Raw genomic sequence first — 17480 nt, 5'->3', positions numbered from 1 at the left:
TTCCATATTCTCATTTGTGAAACATTTTGCGGCTCTATGCAAAACGTCTTATTCATAATGCATTTGAAATAATTTCCAAATTCTCATTTGCGAAGCAAATGACGTATCATGTTTCAGATCTATGCAAAAAACTTTGATTTTGAATTTGGGGTTCTTAAGGGGCTTCGCCCCTTAAAGATTATGGGTGGGGAGCGGGGCGAAGGGGCGCTATATCTATATTTTATAAACGAGGTGTCTTACTTGCCTTTTGATGGTTTGGTATTACATAAAGTTTTAAAAGAAATAAAAGACAACATCATGGGGGATAGAATTAAAAATATTTATCAACCTATCAAATCCCAAGTGTTAATACAATTTTCTCAAAATTTTGTGCTTCTTTCTTTAATAAGCCCTTCTTATGTTATTTTACTTTCTCAAAAACCGAACGTACCGATACAACCAGCAAACTTTTCACAGTTTTTACGAAAAAAGATAAGAAACGGAAGGGTGGTAAATGTTGAGCAGTTAGGTTTAGATAGGATAGGTTACTTTGAAATTGAAAGCTACGATCAAGAAACTTCCACTATGCGAAAATATAAGCTATTTTTCGAATTAATGGGAAGAAATTCCAACTTAATACTCGTTAACGAAGATAATAAAGTAGAAGAATCTTTAAAAAGGGTTTATGATGAATTTAGACCCATAATTCCAGGGGTTAAATACCTACCTTACTACGATGATTCTCAAACAAATATATTGAAAGAAGACTTAGAAAATATTGAAAATATTGATTATGATAGATTGATGGGGTTTTCTAAAAAATCAATAGGGTTTTTGAAAGAAATAGGGATCCAAAGAGCCGTGCAAGACCTCAAAAAGCCTTATCTTTTCTACTTCAAAGAGGGTAACTCATATGATTTCTCCGCAATAACCCCGAATAATTTTAAATACGAGGAATTAAAACCATCTCAAGCACTGCTCAAAGTCTTCCAAGAGAAGGCTGATCAATCACGATTATTGGAAATAAAAAGGGATTTAGAAAAAAGGGTAAAAAGTGAAATCGACAGACTAGAAAAAACCAAAGAACAAATATTACAAGATTTAAATGAAGAAAAAGGTCTAAAAGATTTTGAAAAACGAGGAGAGCTTCTTCAAACTTATCTCTACAAAATAAAAAAAGGTGAAAGATATTCTACTGTAACCGATTGGAATACGGGTGAGGAAGTCACAATAGAGGTAGATCCACTTTTATCACCAACGCAAAATCTGGAAAAGTTGTATAAAAATATACAAAGAACAAAGTCAAGAGTCGAACATGCTAAAAAAAGAATTAAAAAAGTGAATAACGAGCTCGAATATTTTAATCAGTTATTTGAAACAATATCTTCCGCAGAAGAAATCGAAACCTTAATAGAGATAAAAGAAGAGATGAAGGATATAGGGCTGATAAGTGAAAACAAAAAATCTAAAAGGGAAAGAAAAGTAAAAACAACTTTTCGGAAATTTAATTACAAAGGCTTTGAAATACTAGTTGGGAAAAATAACAAGCAAAACGACGAATTAACAAGATCGGCCGCACAAGCCGACATCTGGCTTCATACACATGAAATCCCAGGTTCTCATACAATAATAAAATCTTCTGGTAAAGAAATACCAGAAGAAGTAATAGATTACGCTGCAAAAATTGCCGCAACATTTTCTAAAGCAAGAATGTCTTCCAATGTGGCGGTTGATTACACACAAAGAAAAAACGTATGGAAACCAAAAGGGGCAAAACCAGGAATGTGGCTCTATAGAAATTATGAAACCATTATCGTTGAACCTTTTAGAGAAGTTTAACTTTTTTCTTCAATTTTAAGTTCTTTCACATGTTTTTCTATATGATTCGCAACGTTTTCATGGTATTCATTTTGGTATTTTGTAAGAATCTCAAAAAACTTTTCTCTGAAGTCGTATTGAGGGTTTAAAACGAACATATATGAAACGTGCAGGGTTTGCCTTGCATCTGGGTTTTGTAGGTATTCTGTTGGAGATAAATCTTTTGGAACTGAGAATGGGTCACAGGAAAGATGGTAGTATTTATCCATTTCTTCTCTTTTATCAAGACATGTTTGCCAGATTTTTTTGAAGAATTCTGGATCTTTCTGAGCTACAACCTTAATAGCTTCGAGATAGCTGGTTCCAGATGTTTTTAGGTGGTAATTCCCTTGAGTAACTTCACCTATTATGGGATAAATAGAGAATTTATCGCTACCAGAATGAATGGAAAGCCTATATCCAAAATATTTGGCTATTTTGTCTTGTTTGATAAGAGACTTTTTAAACTCTTGTATATTTCCTATATAATCAATAGCTTTTTGAAACTCCCCAGGGAAACGTGGAGCTAGTGTATCTATTTTTACCCCTTCATCGTAGATATATTTAGAGATCAAAAAATGTGTTTTTTCATCTGTTGGAACATCTGTCTCGTCAACTGAAACTTCAAAAGTTACCTCTTTTTTATTAACCTTTGGAAATTTGTTCCATACATCTATAACTCTTTCGATAACACTGGCATAAATTGAAACAATTTTATTCAATTCGTTTTTATCTGAATATTCTATGGGCATATCGTTTACAAAAAAGCTTTTGTTATAAAATTGTTCAAATATTTGGTCTTTTATAGAAGAATCTTTATTCATATGTTCTGAACAATCCAAAGTGAGCATTGTAATTCCCGAATCTAAAGCATATTGAATCTCCTCATCACTTTTCAAATGATCTCCATCAAATCCACTGTTTCCAACATAATTTTCCTCAACAAGTGCGTTTAGTACGTCTTTTCTTACATCAGTAAACGTTCTTCCAGTGAAGTTTAACTCCCTAATACTTTGTTGTGCAAAAACAGGAAAGAAGTTGTATTTCTTTGCAACTTTTATATGGCCCGGGGTTGCAATTCCTATTCTATCCCCAAGACCCAAAGAAATCCCTTTCTTCGGTAAAATTGTAAACATTTATATTTTCCTCCTCATGGTATTAATTCTTCTCTTACATATTTTTCAAAGGCATAAGTCGCAGCTCCACAAGCTGTTATGTATTCTCCTATCGAAGAAACTTCAATAGTTACATCTTTGTTTGCGTAAAATATATGCTGGTTGTAACTTTGTTCTGTAGAGTCTTTTAGAAATTCCCACCCGTTTGACACCCCACCTGCTATATAGACCTTTTCTGGATTTAAGATATTGACTAAAGTAGCAATGCCAATTCCTAAATATTTTCCCGCCCTTTCAAATGCTTTTATCGCATTTTCATCACCTTTTTTGGCTAATTCATATACCAATTTCGATTCACAACTTCCTTCACACTCTAAATTTTTCCCGGATATTTCTTCGTAATTTCTAACAATCGCCTTACTTGAGCTTTCTGTTTCCAAACAACCATTTTTACCGCAGTTACACTTTCTTCCTTCGGGGTTAACCGTCACATGACCTAACTCCCCAGCAGCGTTCTTATATCCTCTCAATATCTTTCCGTTGCTTACTATCCCCACTCCTATACCTGGGCCAATGTTGATCACACAAAAATCTTTCTCTTTGTGGGAATTGTTAGAAATTAAGTTCCGTGCCATCATTATTGTGTTATGATCCACGTAGGCTGGTAGGTTGAACTCTTTTTTCATCACCTTTTTAACCTCAAAGTTCGATATATCAATATTGTGAGATCTTATAACCACTCCGTTTTCTGGATCTATATAACCAGGAAAAGCCATACCTATACCGATTATGTTGAATTTGTTTTTAACCATTTTTATATTTTCATAAATCTGCTTCAACAATTTGTCGTTTTTCTCTGAGACGAATCTTTTGGAATATAAGATGTCCCCCTTCCCGTTTGAAACAATAACCCTTGAATATGCAGAGCCCACGTCATATCCAATAAACAAGAAGTCATCGTAGTTTATATCAAGCAAAATACCCTTTTTCCCTACACGAGAAACGTCTTCACTTCCAACTTCTTTCAATACCTTTTTATGAATTAAAAGATTCGTTATATAACTCACAGTTGAAGGCATGAGGCGTGTTTCTCTTGCAATTTCAGCCCTTGTCATAGGGCCTTGAATCCTTAATGATTGAAAAATAAGTGCCGCATTGTTTTCTTTTAAAGAAGACAAGGATGCTTTTTTCATCGACTTGGTACCTCCGAGTTCAATAATTTTTATCTAAATTTTTTCAAAAAACAACCTTTTTGGTCTAAAATAACTAATATCTCTCACCAAATCAAATGCTTCCCTGATAGGTATTTGACCTTTTTCTACCATTTCACCAACAACGTTAGATAACTCTCTTCTGAACATCTCTGTCCTTGAACCATAGGAGATTAACTTTCTTGAATCTGTTACCCAACCTGCTAAGTCGCTAAGAAGGTCAACGGTGGCTATATATTTTAAATATATCTCCATTCCAAAAGGACTGTCGTTGAACCACCAAGGCGCTCCAAGGCTAACGTTTGGGAAGGCCCTTGCTATTGTGGCAACGGTTGGAAATAGTGACGGGTCCAAACAGTACAAAACAACTTTCAATTTTTCATCAAATTGGTTTAAAAAGTATCTTAATCCATTTGCCAAGTCGATTTTGCTGGTTGAAATATCCCCTCCGGTGTCTGGCCCTAAAGTATTATATAACTTGTCTCTATAATCTCGTATAGCGCCAATATGTAATTGCATAACCCAATTGCTTTCAGCGTTCATCGTCCCAAATTCATAAAACATAAAGGATTTGAAATCTGAAATTTCTTGTTTCGTTAACTCTTTCTTTGAAAGTGCTTTTTCATAGACTTCTTTTACTCTCTCTCTTTCAACTGGGTATGAAATCGGTTCAAGTATACCATGGTCACTTGAAACACCACCAAGTTTTTCAAATTTTTTGTGTGTCTTGTAAAGGGCATTTAAAAACCCTTCAAAGCGTTCAACATTTTCTTTTGTTATTTCTCCTAACTTTTCTACAAAATCTTTCCAATTTTCTTTTTCGATGTTCATAGCTTTGTCTGGTCTCCAAGTGGGAAGAATCTTTATTCCTTCAATATCTTTAGCTTTTTCATGAAATGAGAGATCCTCTGTTGGATCATTTGTTGTACACATTACTTCTACATTCATTTCTTTTAGTAATCGTTGAGGTTTCATACTTTCACTTTTTAGTAATAAAGAAGTATCTTGCCATATCTTTTCAGCTGTATACTTTGAAATGGTATCTTCTATTTTAAACCTTCTTTTTAGATCGAGGTGTATCCATTCGTATGTAGGATTGCCAACGAACCCAGGGAAAACTTTAGCCAATGCCATCCACTTTTCCTTATTTGAAGCATTTCCGGTTATTTTTTCTTCTGGTACCCCTCTTTTTCTCATTGATTCCCAAACATAATGATCTGTGGCTCCTTCCACTTGCCAGATGTCATCCCAACCTTTGTTCTCAACGATCTCTTTCACATCCCCGTGATTGTGAGCATCTAAGATAGGGAAATCTTTAATTGAATTATACAACATCTTCGAAGTGTTGTTTTGTAGTAAATAATTTTCGTCCAAAAAAGACATTTTTCTAACCTCCTATACTTCAATTCTTCCTGTCTTTGAAAATTCTAAAAGATGCTTTAGGACCTTTTCTTTTAAGCACGTTATTAACTTCTATAATGTTCCTTCATTTCCTTGTTAAATGGAAGATCGAATATCTCATCCCATAACTTAGGAATATCATCATAATTTTTGGTTCTTGGATCTCTTACTAAAACTTCTTCTAAGATATTTCTGTTTCCAGTTATAAAGGCTTCTAATGCCATTTCCATTCTTGTGATTCTGGGGATTATATAGTAATTTTTAATCTTTTCTGGTAGATCTGGCTGTATCTTTTCAGGGAATATTCCATTTTTGTTAACTTTTACAGGCACTTCTACAACTACATCGTTAGGAATGTTTTTTATCGTTCCATCATTCAAAACATTCAGGAATAATCTTGCTTCAACATCATTAGTTAAAGCGTTTATAAAAGGCACTTGTTGTTCACCACTCATTTTTTCTTTTGGGAATTCTTCAGGCCAGTTTTCTGTTATTTTGATATTCGGATCTTTCGAAACTTGAATTATCATTCTTTTTGTTTGACGTAATTCTTCATAGAACTTCGGCCTTTCAACTTCATTGTCTATAGCCCCGAACTTTCCATACCATTTCTTTTTTGCTTGTAAACTATGATGATGTTTCCATGTACTGTTTCTAGTTGTGTCTCCTATAGGCAATAATCCATAGAATTTGTACATATCGATAACCGCTGGAGCTAAATGGGTATCCCAAGGATCTTTTGGTTCCCAATTATTTGATTCTTCTTCTATCCATTTGTCTAAGATTTGGTAACCATCTTCGCCCTTGTATAGGAATCGGTTTAACCATATCCCATGGTTCACTCCAGCTACCTGCCAATCAGTTTCGTTTTCTTCTAATCGTAAAGTTTTTAGTACTTCATGGACACCTCCAACCCCATGACAAAAGCCTACTACTTTTACGTTGGTCAGCCTTTTAATCAATTGTGTAATTTCGAAAACAGGATTAGCGGTTTGTATAAGCCATGCATTCGGACATATTTTTTCAATCGATTTAGCTATATCTAATGATAATTTCAGATGATTGTAATTTGTGAATGTATAATAATCCGATACCATGTTGAACTCTTGACTATCTATTCCTCTGTAGTAACCATATTTTTCTGCAACATCTCTCATGATTTCATAACTTACATAACCGTCTTCGTGGCCTGGCGCTCTGTATAATGCTGTGTTTATAACAAAATCTGCATCTTTTAAAGATTTTTCACGGTTGGTAGTTTTCTCAAATTTAAGATTTCCACCTATTTCTTCCGTGTATCTTTTAGCGAGGTTATCTACGGCGTTTAATCGTTCTTCGTCTATGTCCATGAAAGAGATTAAACTTCCATTTAATTCCTTTGTTTTTGCTAAATCCCCTACTAATTTCACTGTGTATCTGACACTACCTGCTCCTATAAAAGAAATTTTAACTGGCATGTTTTTCTAACTCCTTTAATTAATTCATTCTAAAATCGAATTTATTCGTATCCATTTTAAATTAAAATAAACAAAAAGTCAACCTTGATTTTACCTGATTATAGTCAATGTAATCCAATTAAATGCAAATATTTTTGATTAGGTTGATTTTTCTCACTTTTTCTAAAGATTTGAAAAGTAGAGTATAAGAGTATAATAAAAAATAAGAGGTGATCGATGTGGACTTTTTAATCTCGTTGGTTGCGAGTTATCTTATCGGTTCGATACCATGGAGTTTTATTTTTGCAAAAATTTTTTCTAGAAAAGATATTAGAAAAGAAGGAACTAAAAATGTCGGCACAACTAACGCTTGGAAAATAGCGGGACCTGTAGCAGGTGTATTATCTTTTACAGGAGATTCAACCAAAGGGGTTTTGGCTATTTTAATCGGTTTTTTGCTTGGTATAGGTAAGAATTGGTGGCCATTACTTGCTTTAGTAGCAATAATAGGTCATTCTTGGTCTATTTGGTTGAAGGGTAAAGGTGGTGTTGGGGTAGCAGCTGCTGTGGGATCTTTTGTTGTTTTGTTTCCGTTAGAATCTGCGGCTTTTGGTATATTAGCTGGAACGTTATGGCTTACTTTTGGTAAAGGAATAATGTTCGTTTTGTCATTTTTGTGGCCTTTTGTTATTTTGATAGGATATCTGAGAGGTACTATGGATTTATTGGGCACTGTTTTGACTATTATTTTGGTGGCTTGGCTTTTTATTAAAGGTTGGGAGAATTTGAAAAGAGCTTTCCAAGAGGTAAAAGAGCCTTTAAAAGATAATTTTGTTAGAAGAAAGACCTGGCGTTATATGGGTCTTTTGTTCCCTGCGCTTGCTTACCCACTTTGGGGTCCTGTAGTTTTTAGATATATTGTTGTAATTGCTGGTTTAATAGCTCTTTCTCTTGAATTAATAAGAAAATACTCAAAAAGTATAAATGAGTTGTTGAAGAAAATTTTTAAACCCGTTGGAAAAAGCGAAGAGGCTTATAAGATTTCAGGAACAAGTTATTTTCTTATGGGTTCAGCTATTGCAGGATTGTTCCCTGTTCCATATTCTTTGATCTCTATTGTGATGTTAGCACTGGGAGATTCTTGGGCTGTATTGGTTGGAAAAAAGTGGGGTAAACATCAATGGTTGAAAGGGAAGTCGGTGGAGGGGAGTTTAGCGTGTTTTTTCATTTCTTTTGCATCGGGAGCTGTTTACATGAATTTGATTGGTTTACCGATTAGTTATATGGCCTTGATTGTGGGTGCTCTTTCGGCAACTGTTGTGGAGGGGTTTGGTAATTGGTTAAACGATAATTTGACGATGGCTCCAATGGCTGCCTTTTTCATGTGGGTCGTCAACATTTAAAAAGTTATTTTTTTCATAAAACTTTAATTTGAGAGTCAGAAAATTAGTTGTGGTAGAATATTAATTATGGTGGTGAATAATTATGAAAATCCTTGTTGTTGAGGATGAAGAAAAACTTGCTTATATAATAAAAAGGGGACTTACGGAAGAAGGATACTGTATCGATGTTGTTTACGACGGAGAAGAAGCGGAAAACTATGCAAAATATTCTTCATACGATTTGATAATTTTAGATATAATGCTACCAAAAAAAGATGGGATAACCGTTTGTCAAAATATAAGAAAAGAAAACATCAATACTCCAATATTGATGTTAACTGCAAAGGATAGTGTGGGGGACAGAGTTAAGGGTTTGGATTCCGGAGCGGATGATTATTTGGTAAAACCTTTTGATTTCGATGAATTATTTGCAAGGGTTAGATCTTTATTAAGAAGAGAAAGTTTCACTCGTAACCCAGTTCTTAAAGTGGGAGATTTAACCTTAAACACCTTAACAAGAGAGGTTTGGATGGGGGAGAAAAAATTGAAATTAACCCCGAAGGAATACAATATCTTGGAGTATTTTATGAGAAACCCAAAAATAGTAGTTACCAGAACTATTCTTGAGGAGAAAATGTGGGATATCGATTTTGAAGGTAACTCAAACGTTATAGACGTGTATATAAGAAGGTTGAGAAAGAAAATTGGAGATAAAGAAGGTAAAATTCTAGAGACTGTTAGAGGAGCTGGTTATAGGTTAACGGTATCTTAAGTTTTTTTAAGAGCATAAAATTCAAATTGACCGTTTGGTACTTACTAATAATGGCCATTTTGCTTTTAATATTTGGTCTAAGTTCTTATTATGCTTTAAGCTATAGCCTATACGATAATATTGATAATTTTTTGTTGGCAAGGATGGATGATTTTAAAGGAGCATTAGAACAAGCAGAAAGTGTTGAAGATATCGAAAATATAAAAGCGTTACCAAACGAAATGATTTACATTTATAGTGATGATGCTAGTTTATTAAGATTTTATGGCTATCTTGTCAAAATACCCGATATTCAGGGGAAAATCCAAAAAGCCAACTCCGGTGAATCATTTTTTTTCAATTTAACAACAGACTTCAATTGGAACACTAGATTTTATGTTTCAAACGCAAAACTGAAAGAAAATTCGAATGTTGTCATAATCATCGGAAGATTTACCAATGAGATAGAGAATGTTTTGGCTCGTTTGAAAATGATTTTGATATCCACTGGTGTTTTGGTAATGATCCTTGCGGGGATAGGGGGATTTTTTTACGCCGATAGTTCTCTTAAACCTGTTGAAAAAATTATAAATACTGCAAAGAATATCGAAGAAAATAATTTAACTGAAAGGATAAAAGTAAACTCCCAAGATGAGTTAGGAAGGTTAGCTTCCACGTTGAATCAAATGATTTCGAGACTTGAAAAAGCCTTTGAACAACAAAAGCAATTCACCGCAGATGTTTCTCACGATTTAAGAACCCCACTTTCCATAATACAAGCTGAAAGTAGTTTGACTTTAAAAAAAGACAGGTCGATAGACGAGTATAAAAAATCATTAGAGTTGATCTTAGAAGAAACTTCTTATATGTCAGAAATTATCGATAAATTACTTTTTTTAGCCAGGAGTGATAACAAAACTCAATTTTACAATTTCACGAAAACTAATTTGAAATCTTTGTTGGAGGAAGTAATAAAAAAAGTTAGTCCTTTATACCATAACAAGAGTTTAACCTTACAAGTTGAAAAATTGGAAGAGTTAAATATCAGGGCAGACAAAGATAAATTAAAAGAAGCTCTTATAAACATTTTAGATAATTCTTTAAAGTATACGGATGAAGGTAAAGTTACTATTTCTTCTGTTAAAATTGGTAATTTTGCTAAAATATCGATAGAAGACACGGGTAGAGGTATTCCTAAAGAAGATTTACATAGAATATTCGATCGTTTCTACAGGGGAGATAAAGCAAGGACAAGCAGTGAAAAAAGTACTGGCTTAGGGCTGGCAATTGTCAAAGAGATCGTTAATGCGCATGATGGAAGAATAGAAGTGGAGAGCGAAGTTGGAAAAGGAACAGTGTTTTCTTTATTTTTGCCAATTGAAAAATAAGGGCCAAAAGGCCCTTTTCGATTTTCAAGATTAAGGGAACTATATAACTTGGAAAGAAATACAAAACTATTTTTTTGTCCTTGAGGTTGAAATTAAATATGCACCAATTCCAATCAGTAATATACTTATCACGATTTTGATAAAATTTCTAAAGAAAAATGTCGAAGGAGTTATTATACTTACCAAAATAATTAACCCAATTACGATAAATAATAAAGCAAACAGACCTATAACGACTTTTCTGTCTTCGTCTTCTAAATTATGTGAAACATTGTGACGCTCGTTTTCGGGTGTTTCTTCTAAATGTTCGTCGGAATATCGATTTCCTTGAGGTTGGGGTGGGATTATAAAAATTGCTATTATATACAAAATAACCCCAAATCCCCAAACTAGGCTTAATACAATCCACAACAGTCGTATAATGACTGGATCTATTTCGAAATACTCACCTATGCCTCCACATACACCTGCTAAAATTTTATTCTCTCTAGAACGATAAAGTTTTCTCAATTTTTTCCCCTCCAGTTATGAAGTGATAACTGTCATTAGAAACTACATGTGTTAGCGCCCCTTTGCCCAATCGTTAAGGGGGGAATCCCCTTAAAAACCCCAAATTCAAGGCCAAAATCATTTAAAAACAAGGTTTGCATGCTGCAGCAAACGCTCCCCACCCTTTTTAAAGAAAGGACCTGCGGTCCCTTAGGTTCTGTTCATCACCCAAGTTTTGTTTTTCAAAAGCCAATTAATAGCGTTGGTACCAAATTTGAGATGAAGAGCGTCAATTACACCCAAATAATTAAAATTATTAATAAAATGCTTAAGAGTTATTAAATTTTTTTGCATATCGGATAAGGCGATCTTTTTGCGTTCAAAGGATTTCAATAATTCTCCCATATCAAGTATTTTATATTTTAAGTCGTTATAAATTAAAAGATCCAATTCTTGATCTTGAAATTCGATATTGTCACCGTCAACATTGTATTTGCCAAAATCTATGTAAACAAGATATTTAGACATTTCACCTTTCTCATCATGATAATAAGTTAGCATCACATTATCACTTGGGCATAGTATGCGTTTTATGAAATCAACAGAGTTATGAGAAGATAAAATCTTCCATTTTCTTTTTATTCCGTATAGATTATTTTCAAATATTCTTATTTCATCTACTTGAATTTTTTCATCAACGGCGTGAGTTTTAATTTCTTCAATTTTGTTTTTTAAATCAAAATTATAGTATTTTATAACTACCACCTCTAATGTGTGGGAAAAAGGCTCAGCTTAATTCATGAATTAATAAACCACTTCTCAATTTTGGTTCAAACCAAGTGGATTTAGGCGGCATTATCTTGTTCATCTCTGCAACTTTTAAGAGTTGGTCTATTTGAGTGGGATACATAGAAAATCCAACTTTCCAATCTTTTTTGTCTACCCACTTTTCGATTTCTTTTACGCCTCTAATACCACCAAGAAAATATATTCTTGGATCTGTTCTTGGATCTTTTATGGAAAGTATTGGATCTAATAAGTATTTTTGCAATATTTGCACATCAAGATTTTCAACAGGATCTTCACCTTCTTCACCTTTGAATGTGAGTTTGTACCAATTTTTTTGAAGATACATACCAAAAGAGTGTGAGGAATCAGGAGAATAGGGTGAAAAAGGAGCTTCTTCTACTTCAAAATAAGAACCTATCTTTTTCAAAAATTCATCTTCGCTTAAACCGTTTAGATCTTTAACTATTCTATTGTACGGGAGTATTCTAAGTTCGTTGTGTGGAAAAATAGCAGCCATAAAATAGTTATAGGGTTTGTCCAAAGAGTAATTTGTGTCTTTTTCTTTCAGTATTTTTTGAACTCTGGAAGCGGCAGCAGCTCTATGGTGCCCATCTACAATGTAAAGATATTCAATACTATTGAAAGCTTTTTCGATTTGTTCCCTTTCGTTTTCTTCTTGGACTTTGATAAGTTCATGTTTCACATTGTTTTCATCGCAAAAGGAATAAAGGATTTCCTTGTTTTTTATAAGCTTGTCAATGATTGTTTTTAAATCTTCTCGAGCTTTGTAGGTTAAGAAAACAGGTCCAGTTTGTGCATTTAGATTTAATATGTGATTTGTCCTATCCTCTTCTTTGTCTTTTCTTGTTAATTCATGTTTTTTTATAATCCCTTTATCGTACTCATCTACACTCACAACCGCGAAAAAGCCTGTTTGAGAAAGTCCTTGCCAGGTTTCACGATATATATAAAAGGATGGTTCGGGATCTTTAATTAATACCCCATTTTTGATAAAGGATTCGAGATTTTCTTTGGCTTTTTTGTAAACAGCATCTTTAGAATTTTCTTCTGCCTCTACTTCGGACCTTGTTACCCTCAAAAAAGAATTGGGGTTTCTAGAGATTATCTCTCTAACTTCATCCTCCTCAAGTACGTCGTAGGGGGGGCAAGAAAAACACTGTTCTATCCCTTTATATGGTCTTAAAGCTTGAAAGGGCTTCACTGTAGCCAACTCTATCTCCTCCTGTCTTTGATTAATTGATGAAAATATTGATCTTGAACTTCAAACATCTTTTTGGCATCTTCTTCAGAGTTTTCATGATCGTAACCAACGATATGTAGTAAGCCATGAATAAGTATATAATAGAATTCTTCTTCAAAAGAATTCCCAAAATCAGGCGCTTGTTTTTCTATACTTTCAACAGAAATAACAATATCTCCAATTACAGGTTCGCTTAAACCATAAGAAAAGGATAAAACATCCGTCGGCGTACTTTTACCTCTGTATTTATTGAATTCAGTTATACTTTTATCGTCGGTGATTAGTATGTTTAATTCGAAATTTCCTTTGCCAACCTCGTTTAGAAGTACTTTTTTGGCGATATCTTTGATTTTTTTACTGTTTATCTCTCTTAACTCTTGTTGGTTTATAACGTTTATTTTCAAAGGCGTTCTCCTCTACTCTCTAAGTTCTTTTGCCTCAACTTTGGGATAGGATATCCTTTTATGGTTCATTTCCATGATGGTTCTAATAATTCTGCCTTTTATCTTTTTGACTTCTCTAAGTGTTAATCCACAATCATCCAACTGTCCTTCAAAAAAAAGAGAATTTATCAAATTATCAAGTTTTTCATTAAGATCAACAGCGCTTAAGTCTTGCATGCTTCTTACCATGGCTTCTGTTACATCACATATCATAAGTATGGCAGCTTCCTTAAATTGAGGGATGGGTCCGGGATATCTGAACATGTTGGTATCTTTTATACCTGTCTGATTATAATATTCGCTGTAAAAGAATTGCTTGACCCTTGTGCCATGATGCTGTGCTATCATATCCTCTATTAGTATAGGTAAACGGTGTTTTTTTGCCAATTCGATACCATAGGTAACATGGTTGTTTAATATCAAAGAACTTAATTTAGCACTTATATCGGAATGAGGGTTTTTATTCTTTTGGTTTTCTGAGAAAAACTGAGGTCTCCACACCTTCCCTATATCGTGGAAATAAGAACCTACCCTGGCTAAAACCATATTTCCATTGATAATTTCAGCGGCGCTTTCCGCTAAGTTTGATATGATCATGCTGTGATAGTATGTTCCCGGTGCTTTCAAAGAAAGATTTTTTAGCAAGGGATTGCTTAAATTACCAAGTTCCAACAAACCAATCTCTGAATAAACCCTGGTTAAGTATTCAAAGAAAGGTAAAATACCCATGGTTACCAACACGCTCAAAAAATTACTTTCGATTATTACTAGATAGTCCAAAGGGGTATAGTATAAGTTAATTACATAAGCAACGATAATTTGTGTTAAACTAGCCCAAAAAAACGGTAGTATTATTTCTATCCTTCTTTTGGTCTTTCTTGATGATAGTGCGACAACTGCTGCCGGCAAAAACAGAAAAATCGTGAATTTCAAATCAAATCCGAATAAAATACCAAAGTAAGCCGAAAATATGAGGCCTGAAATTAAACCGGTAGAGTAATCTATTAATAGGGTTATTATCAAAGTACTTAATATGGTGGATATTGCAAATATGTTCACATACTTATAAACAAAAAGATTCAGTATTATATTGAAAAAGAGCGGCGTTAGAAAAGCCGCCCAGTAATTTAAAGGATGAAGTTTAAACATTTTATTCTTAGGTAACAAAAATTCTCCGATAAATATCCAAAATACAAGAAATACTAAGTTAAAACTTAACTGAAAATTCAACGAGATTCTGTTGAAAATGAGCCATTCTGTGAATAAAGCTAAAAATATAAAAAGAACAATCCTAATTATAAAACCTTTATTTTTAGAGAAAAATAAATTTACTTTTTGAAAAAGATTTTTACTAATTCGTTTATTATTATCTGCATTTTTGTTCTTCATACAGTGGAAAACACTTCCTTATTTTATACCCATTTATAAACCATTTTCATAGTCTTCGTAAGCTTTAATAATTTCTTTTACTAAAGGATTTCTTACCACATCGTTATTTGAAAGTTCAATGAATTTTATTCCTGAAATGTTGCCATTCAAAACATTTCTAACAGATAGTAACCCCGAATCTTTCTTTTTTTCTAAGTCTATTTGAGTGACATCACCAGTGATGACCGCCTTAGTGTTAAACCCTATCCTTGTTAAAAACATTTTCATTTGTTGATAAGTCGTATTCTGAGCTTCGTCTAAAATAATATAAGAATTGTTTAACGTTCTACCTCTCATGTAAGCTAATGGAAGTATTTCTATAATGCCTTTTTCTCTGTATGAAATCAGTTTGTCAGTATCCATAAAATCAAGTAAGGCATCGTACAAGGGTCTTAAATAAGGGTCAACCTTTTCATAAAAGCTACCAGGTAAAAAACCTAGTTTTTCTCCTGCTTCAACTGCTGGTCTAGTAAGTATTATCCTTTGAACTTTACCTGATCTTAAATAGTCTACTCCCATAGCAACCGCTAGATACGTTTTGCCGGTTCCCGCTGGTCCTATACTAAAGACAATGTCATTATTTTTTAAGTAGTCGATATAATTTGCTTGGCCTTCAGTTTTTGCAAAAATTTGGGTACCCACGATCCGGGTGTTGATAACTTCTTTCATTGATTTTTTCTTTTCTTCAGTTTTTGAACCATTCCCGTTGGTTTTATACCTAGAAACCACGTATTGAAATTCATCCCAATCAAGTAAATGGCCTTCATCTAAGATTTCTAAAAGTTCTGTGAATATCTTTGATGTTTTATTGACCGAGTCGTCATCCTTTCCTTCGATGAAAATTTTTCTGTTTTTGTAGTGTATATCTACGTTCATCTCTTTTTTAATGTACTTTGTTCGGCTATCATAAGCCCCAAAAATTTCAATCGGTTCAACATTCTCAGGTATAGAGATAGAATATCTCAGAATAGATTATCCCTCCTCTTTGATTTTTTTACAAAATAAGGTATACTTTTATCACTTGTATTATACCACAATTTAAGAAAAATAAGAATAATCGTGAGAACAGCTGTATAAAGGGGTTAAAAGTATGTGGTATCCAGGACATATAGAAAAAGCCAAATCTTTGATAAAAAAGCATTTAAAACTTGTTAATGCTGTAGTAGAAATTCTTGACGCAAGGGCTCCGTACGCTAGCAGGGCGTATGAAGAAGAACAGCTTTTTAGGAACAAAAAAAGAATAATTATTCTCAATAAAAAAGACCTTTGCGACATGAAAAAAATCAAGTTGTGGGAGAAGTATTATAAGGAAAAAGGTGAGGATGTTTTTTCACTTAGCCTCAATGAATTCAATGTTAAAGACTTTTTTTTAAAATATATTTATCCCATCGTCCCTCAAAAGTTCAATGAAAAGTCGCTTATGATAGTTGGTATACCAAATGTTGGTAAATCTACCTTTATAAACCGTTTAAAAGGTAAAAAATCTGCTGCAGTTGGAAATAAACCTGGTATAACAAGAGGTTTACAATGGATAACCGTATCGAAGGACTTAAAAGTTCTTGATACACCGGGTGTGTTATATCCAAAACTTTTTAACAAAGATCTTGTTAACAAATTAATTCTAATTGGTTCTCTAAAAGCAGAAGATACGGAATTAGATGAGGCTCTTTTCTACCTTTTTGATTTTTTAAAACAAGAGTATCCTAATATTTTGGATTCAGTTTTAAAAGATTGGGAAAGCTGTGAAAATATAGTTGAGTTCATTGAAAGGTTTTCTATGAAGAGAAATTTTATAAAAAAAGGCGGAGTTCCAGATTACGAAAGGGGAAGAAATGCCTTTCTAAGAGAAATAACCGAAGGGAAATATGGGGGTATAACCTATGAAATACCTTCTGATATTGATTGAAAAAAACCGGTGCAAGCACCGATTTTTAGAATTTTTCTATAATTTTCACATAATCTCCGTTATTGAGTAAAGCCGCATTTGCCTCGTCGATATCAACATGAAACTCTAATGCATATTTTTCACTGACTCTGACCAAAACATCTTGAAAAATAAGTCTTCTTCCTTCTTTATCACAATATACTGAAACTAAGTCTTTATCTTTAACGCCATAATGTTCGGCATCCTTTGGGTGCATATGTATGTGCCTTTTGGCAATGATTACACCTTTCTTTAATTGTATTTCACCAACAGGTCCTTTTATCGTAATCCCTGGTGTTCCTTCTATATCTCCTGAGTCTCTAACAGGGGGGGGTACTCCAAGTTTAAAGGAGTCTGTTCTAGATATTTCGACTTGTGACTCCTTTCTTACAGGACCTAATATTCTCACTTTTTGGAAAGAACCCTTTGGTCCTATCAAATCTACACATTCTTCAGATGCATATTGCCCCGGTTGTCCCAATGGTCTTAAGGGAGTTAATTCATAACCTTTACCAAACAACTTTTCCAAATCTTCTTGTGATAAATGTACATGCCTATTTGATACCCCAACAACTACTCCAGGTTCTTTCAATTGCAAGTTTTTACACCTCCATAAATTATGAAAT

At 33.6% G+C, this 17480-nt stretch carries 16 protein-coding genes; 5 read left to right on the top strand and 11 right to left on the bottom strand.

Features of this window, described 5'->3' with window-relative positions:
- Nucleotides 1-240: 240 nt before the first annotated feature.
- Entirely contained in the window at nucleotides 241-1818 is a 1578-nt protein-coding gene (locus tag PMOB_RS04430) for an Rqc2 family fibronectin-binding protein (protein WP_012208684.1), read from the top strand.
- On the opposite strand, the gene PMOB_RS04425 is transcribed toward PMOB_RS04430, so the two are convergent.
- From PMOB_RS04425 to aglA, 4 genes are all read right to left on the bottom strand, one after another.
- Complete coding sequence (locus tag PMOB_RS04425) at nucleotides 1815-2972, bottom strand: tagaturonate epimerase family protein (RefSeq protein WP_012208683.1); 1158 nt, start codon at nucleotides 2970-2972, stop codon at nucleotides 1815-1817. The genes PMOB_RS04430 and PMOB_RS04425 overlap by 4 nt on opposite strands.
- Before the next feature lie 14 nt (nucleotides 2973-2986).
- The gene (locus PMOB_RS04420; RefSeq protein ID WP_012208682.1) at nucleotides 2987-4144 is read right to left on the bottom strand and encodes an ROK family transcriptional regulator; all 1158 of its coding nucleotides are present in this window, start codon (nucleotides 4142-4144) and stop codon (nucleotides 2987-2989) included.
- A gap of 33 nt (nucleotides 4145-4177) precedes the next feature.
- Nucleotides 4178-5545, bottom strand: a complete 1368-nt coding sequence (gene uxaC, locus PMOB_RS04415) for a glucuronate isomerase (RefSeq protein ID WP_012208681.1) — start codon at nucleotides 5543-5545, stop codon at nucleotides 4178-4180.
- Nucleotides 5546-5628: 83 nt separating this feature from the next.
- The gene (aglA, locus tag PMOB_RS04410; RefSeq protein WP_012208680.1) at nucleotides 5629-7020 is read right to left on the bottom strand and encodes an alpha-glucosidase AglA; all 1392 of its coding nucleotides are present in this window, start codon (nucleotides 7018-7020) and stop codon (nucleotides 5629-5631) included.
- Between the two features lie 218 nt (nucleotides 7021-7238).
- Between aglA and PMOB_RS04405 the strand changes: the two genes are divergently transcribed.
- From PMOB_RS04405 to PMOB_RS04395, 3 genes are all read left to right on the top strand, one after another.
- Nucleotides 7239-8402, top strand: a complete 1164-nt coding sequence (locus tag PMOB_RS04405; protein WP_012208679.1) for a glycerol-3-phosphate acyltransferase — start codon at nucleotides 7239-7241, stop codon at nucleotides 8400-8402.
- A gap of 82 nt (nucleotides 8403-8484) precedes the next feature.
- Nucleotides 8485-9153, top strand: a complete 669-nt coding sequence (locus tag PMOB_RS04400) for a response regulator transcription factor (protein WP_012208678.1) — start codon at nucleotides 8485-8487, stop codon at nucleotides 9151-9153.
- A 26-nt stretch (nucleotides 9154-9179) separates the two neighbouring features.
- On the top strand, nucleotides 9180-10520 hold the full coding sequence (locus PMOB_RS04395) for a sensor histidine kinase (RefSeq protein ID WP_049755262.1): 1341 nt from the start codon (nucleotides 9180-9182) through the stop codon (nucleotides 10518-10520).
- Between the two features lie 66 nt (nucleotides 10521-10586).
- On the opposite strand, the gene PMOB_RS10420 is transcribed toward PMOB_RS04395, so the two are convergent.
- From PMOB_RS10420 to PMOB_RS04365, 6 genes are all read right to left on the bottom strand, one after another.
- Complete coding sequence (locus PMOB_RS10420) at nucleotides 10587-11030, bottom strand: PspC domain-containing protein (RefSeq protein WP_012208676.1); 444 nt, start codon at nucleotides 11028-11030, stop codon at nucleotides 10587-10589.
- A 189-nt stretch (nucleotides 11031-11219) separates the two neighbouring features.
- Nucleotides 11220-11774 carry a DUF402 domain-containing protein gene (locus PMOB_RS04385; RefSeq protein ID WP_012208675.1) on the bottom strand — a complete coding sequence of 185 codons (555 nt, stop codon included), beginning with the start codon at nucleotides 11772-11774 and terminating at the stop codon, nucleotides 11220-11222.
- Between the two features lie 22 nt (nucleotides 11775-11796).
- Complete coding sequence (locus tag PMOB_RS04380; protein ID WP_012208674.1) at nucleotides 11797-13029, bottom strand: DUF1015 domain-containing protein; 1233 nt, start codon at nucleotides 13027-13029, stop codon at nucleotides 11797-11799.
- A gap of 2 nt (nucleotides 13030-13031) precedes the next feature.
- A complete protein-coding gene (gene ybeY / locus PMOB_RS04375; RefSeq protein ID WP_012208673.1) occupies nucleotides 13032-13463 on the bottom strand; it encodes an rRNA maturation RNase YbeY in 432 nt (143 codons plus the stop codon).
- 12 nt (nucleotides 13464-13475) lie between these two features.
- Nucleotides 13476-14891 carry an HDIG domain-containing metalloprotein gene (locus PMOB_RS04370; RefSeq protein ID WP_012208672.1) on the bottom strand — a complete coding sequence of 472 codons (1416 nt, stop codon included), beginning with the start codon at nucleotides 14889-14891 and terminating at the stop codon, nucleotides 13476-13478.
- Between the two features lie 33 nt (nucleotides 14892-14924).
- The gene (locus tag PMOB_RS04365) at nucleotides 14925-15806 is read right to left on the bottom strand and encodes a PhoH family protein (RefSeq protein WP_012208671.1); all 882 of its coding nucleotides are present in this window, start codon (nucleotides 15804-15806) and stop codon (nucleotides 14925-14927) included.
- 214 nt (nucleotides 15807-16020) lie between these two features.
- On the opposite strand from PMOB_RS04365, the gene ylqF reads away from it, so the two are divergent.
- Nucleotides 16021-16836 carry a ribosome biogenesis GTPase YlqF gene (gene ylqF, locus PMOB_RS04360; RefSeq protein WP_012208670.1) on the top strand — a complete coding sequence of 272 codons (816 nt, stop codon included), beginning with the start codon at nucleotides 16021-16023 and terminating at the stop codon, nucleotides 16834-16836.
- 25 nt (nucleotides 16837-16861) lie between these two features.
- On the opposite strand, the gene pduL is transcribed toward ylqF, so the two are convergent.
- Nucleotides 16862-17452, bottom strand: coding sequence for a phosphate propanoyltransferase (gene pduL, locus PMOB_RS04355; protein ID WP_012208669.1), 591 nt, complete (start codon nucleotides 17450-17452; stop codon nucleotides 16862-16864).
- Nucleotides 17453-17480 lie beyond the last annotated feature (28 nt).

This window comes from Petrotoga mobilis SJ95 (assembly GCF_000018605.1).
Taxonomy (GTDB): domain Bacteria; phylum Thermotogota; class Thermotogae; order Petrotogales; family Petrotogaceae; genus Petrotoga; species Petrotoga mobilis.
Note: the sequence above shows the minus strand (reverse complement) of the source record. Positions and strands in the feature narration are given on the sequence as shown.

What these genes read in the sequence shown, in the direction of transcription:
- PMOB_RS04400 (WP_012208678.1), top strand. Translation starts at nt 8,485, where the DNA reads ATGAAAATCCTTGTTGTTGAGGATGAAGAAAAACTTGCTTATATAATA.
- uxaC (WP_012208681.1), bottom strand. Translation starts at nt 5,545, where the DNA reads ATGTCTTTTTTGGACGAAAATTATTTACTACAAAACAACACTTCGAAG.
- PMOB_RS04425 (WP_012208683.1), bottom strand. Translation starts at nt 2,972, where the DNA reads ATGTTTACAATTTTACCGAAGAAAGGGATTTCTTTGGGTCTTGGGGAT.
- PMOB_RS04420 (WP_012208682.1), bottom strand. Translation starts at nt 4,144, where the DNA reads ATGAAAAAAGCATCCTTGTCTTCTTTAAAAGAAAACAATGCGGCACTT.
- aglA (WP_012208680.1), bottom strand. Translation starts at nt 7,020, where the DNA reads ATGCCAGTTAAAATTTCTTTTATAGGAGCAGGTAGTGTCAGATACACA.
- PMOB_RS04370 (WP_012208672.1), bottom strand. Translation starts at nt 14,891, where the DNA reads ATGAAGAACAAAAATGCAGATAATAATAAACGAATTAGTAAAAATCTT.
- ylqF (WP_012208670.1), top strand. Translation starts at nt 16,021, where the DNA reads ATGTGGTATCCAGGACATATAGAAAAAGCCAAATCTTTGATAAAAAAG.
- PMOB_RS04365 (WP_012208671.1), bottom strand. Translation starts at nt 15,806, where the DNA reads ATGAACGTAGATATACACTACAAAAACAGAAAAATTTTCATCGAAGGA.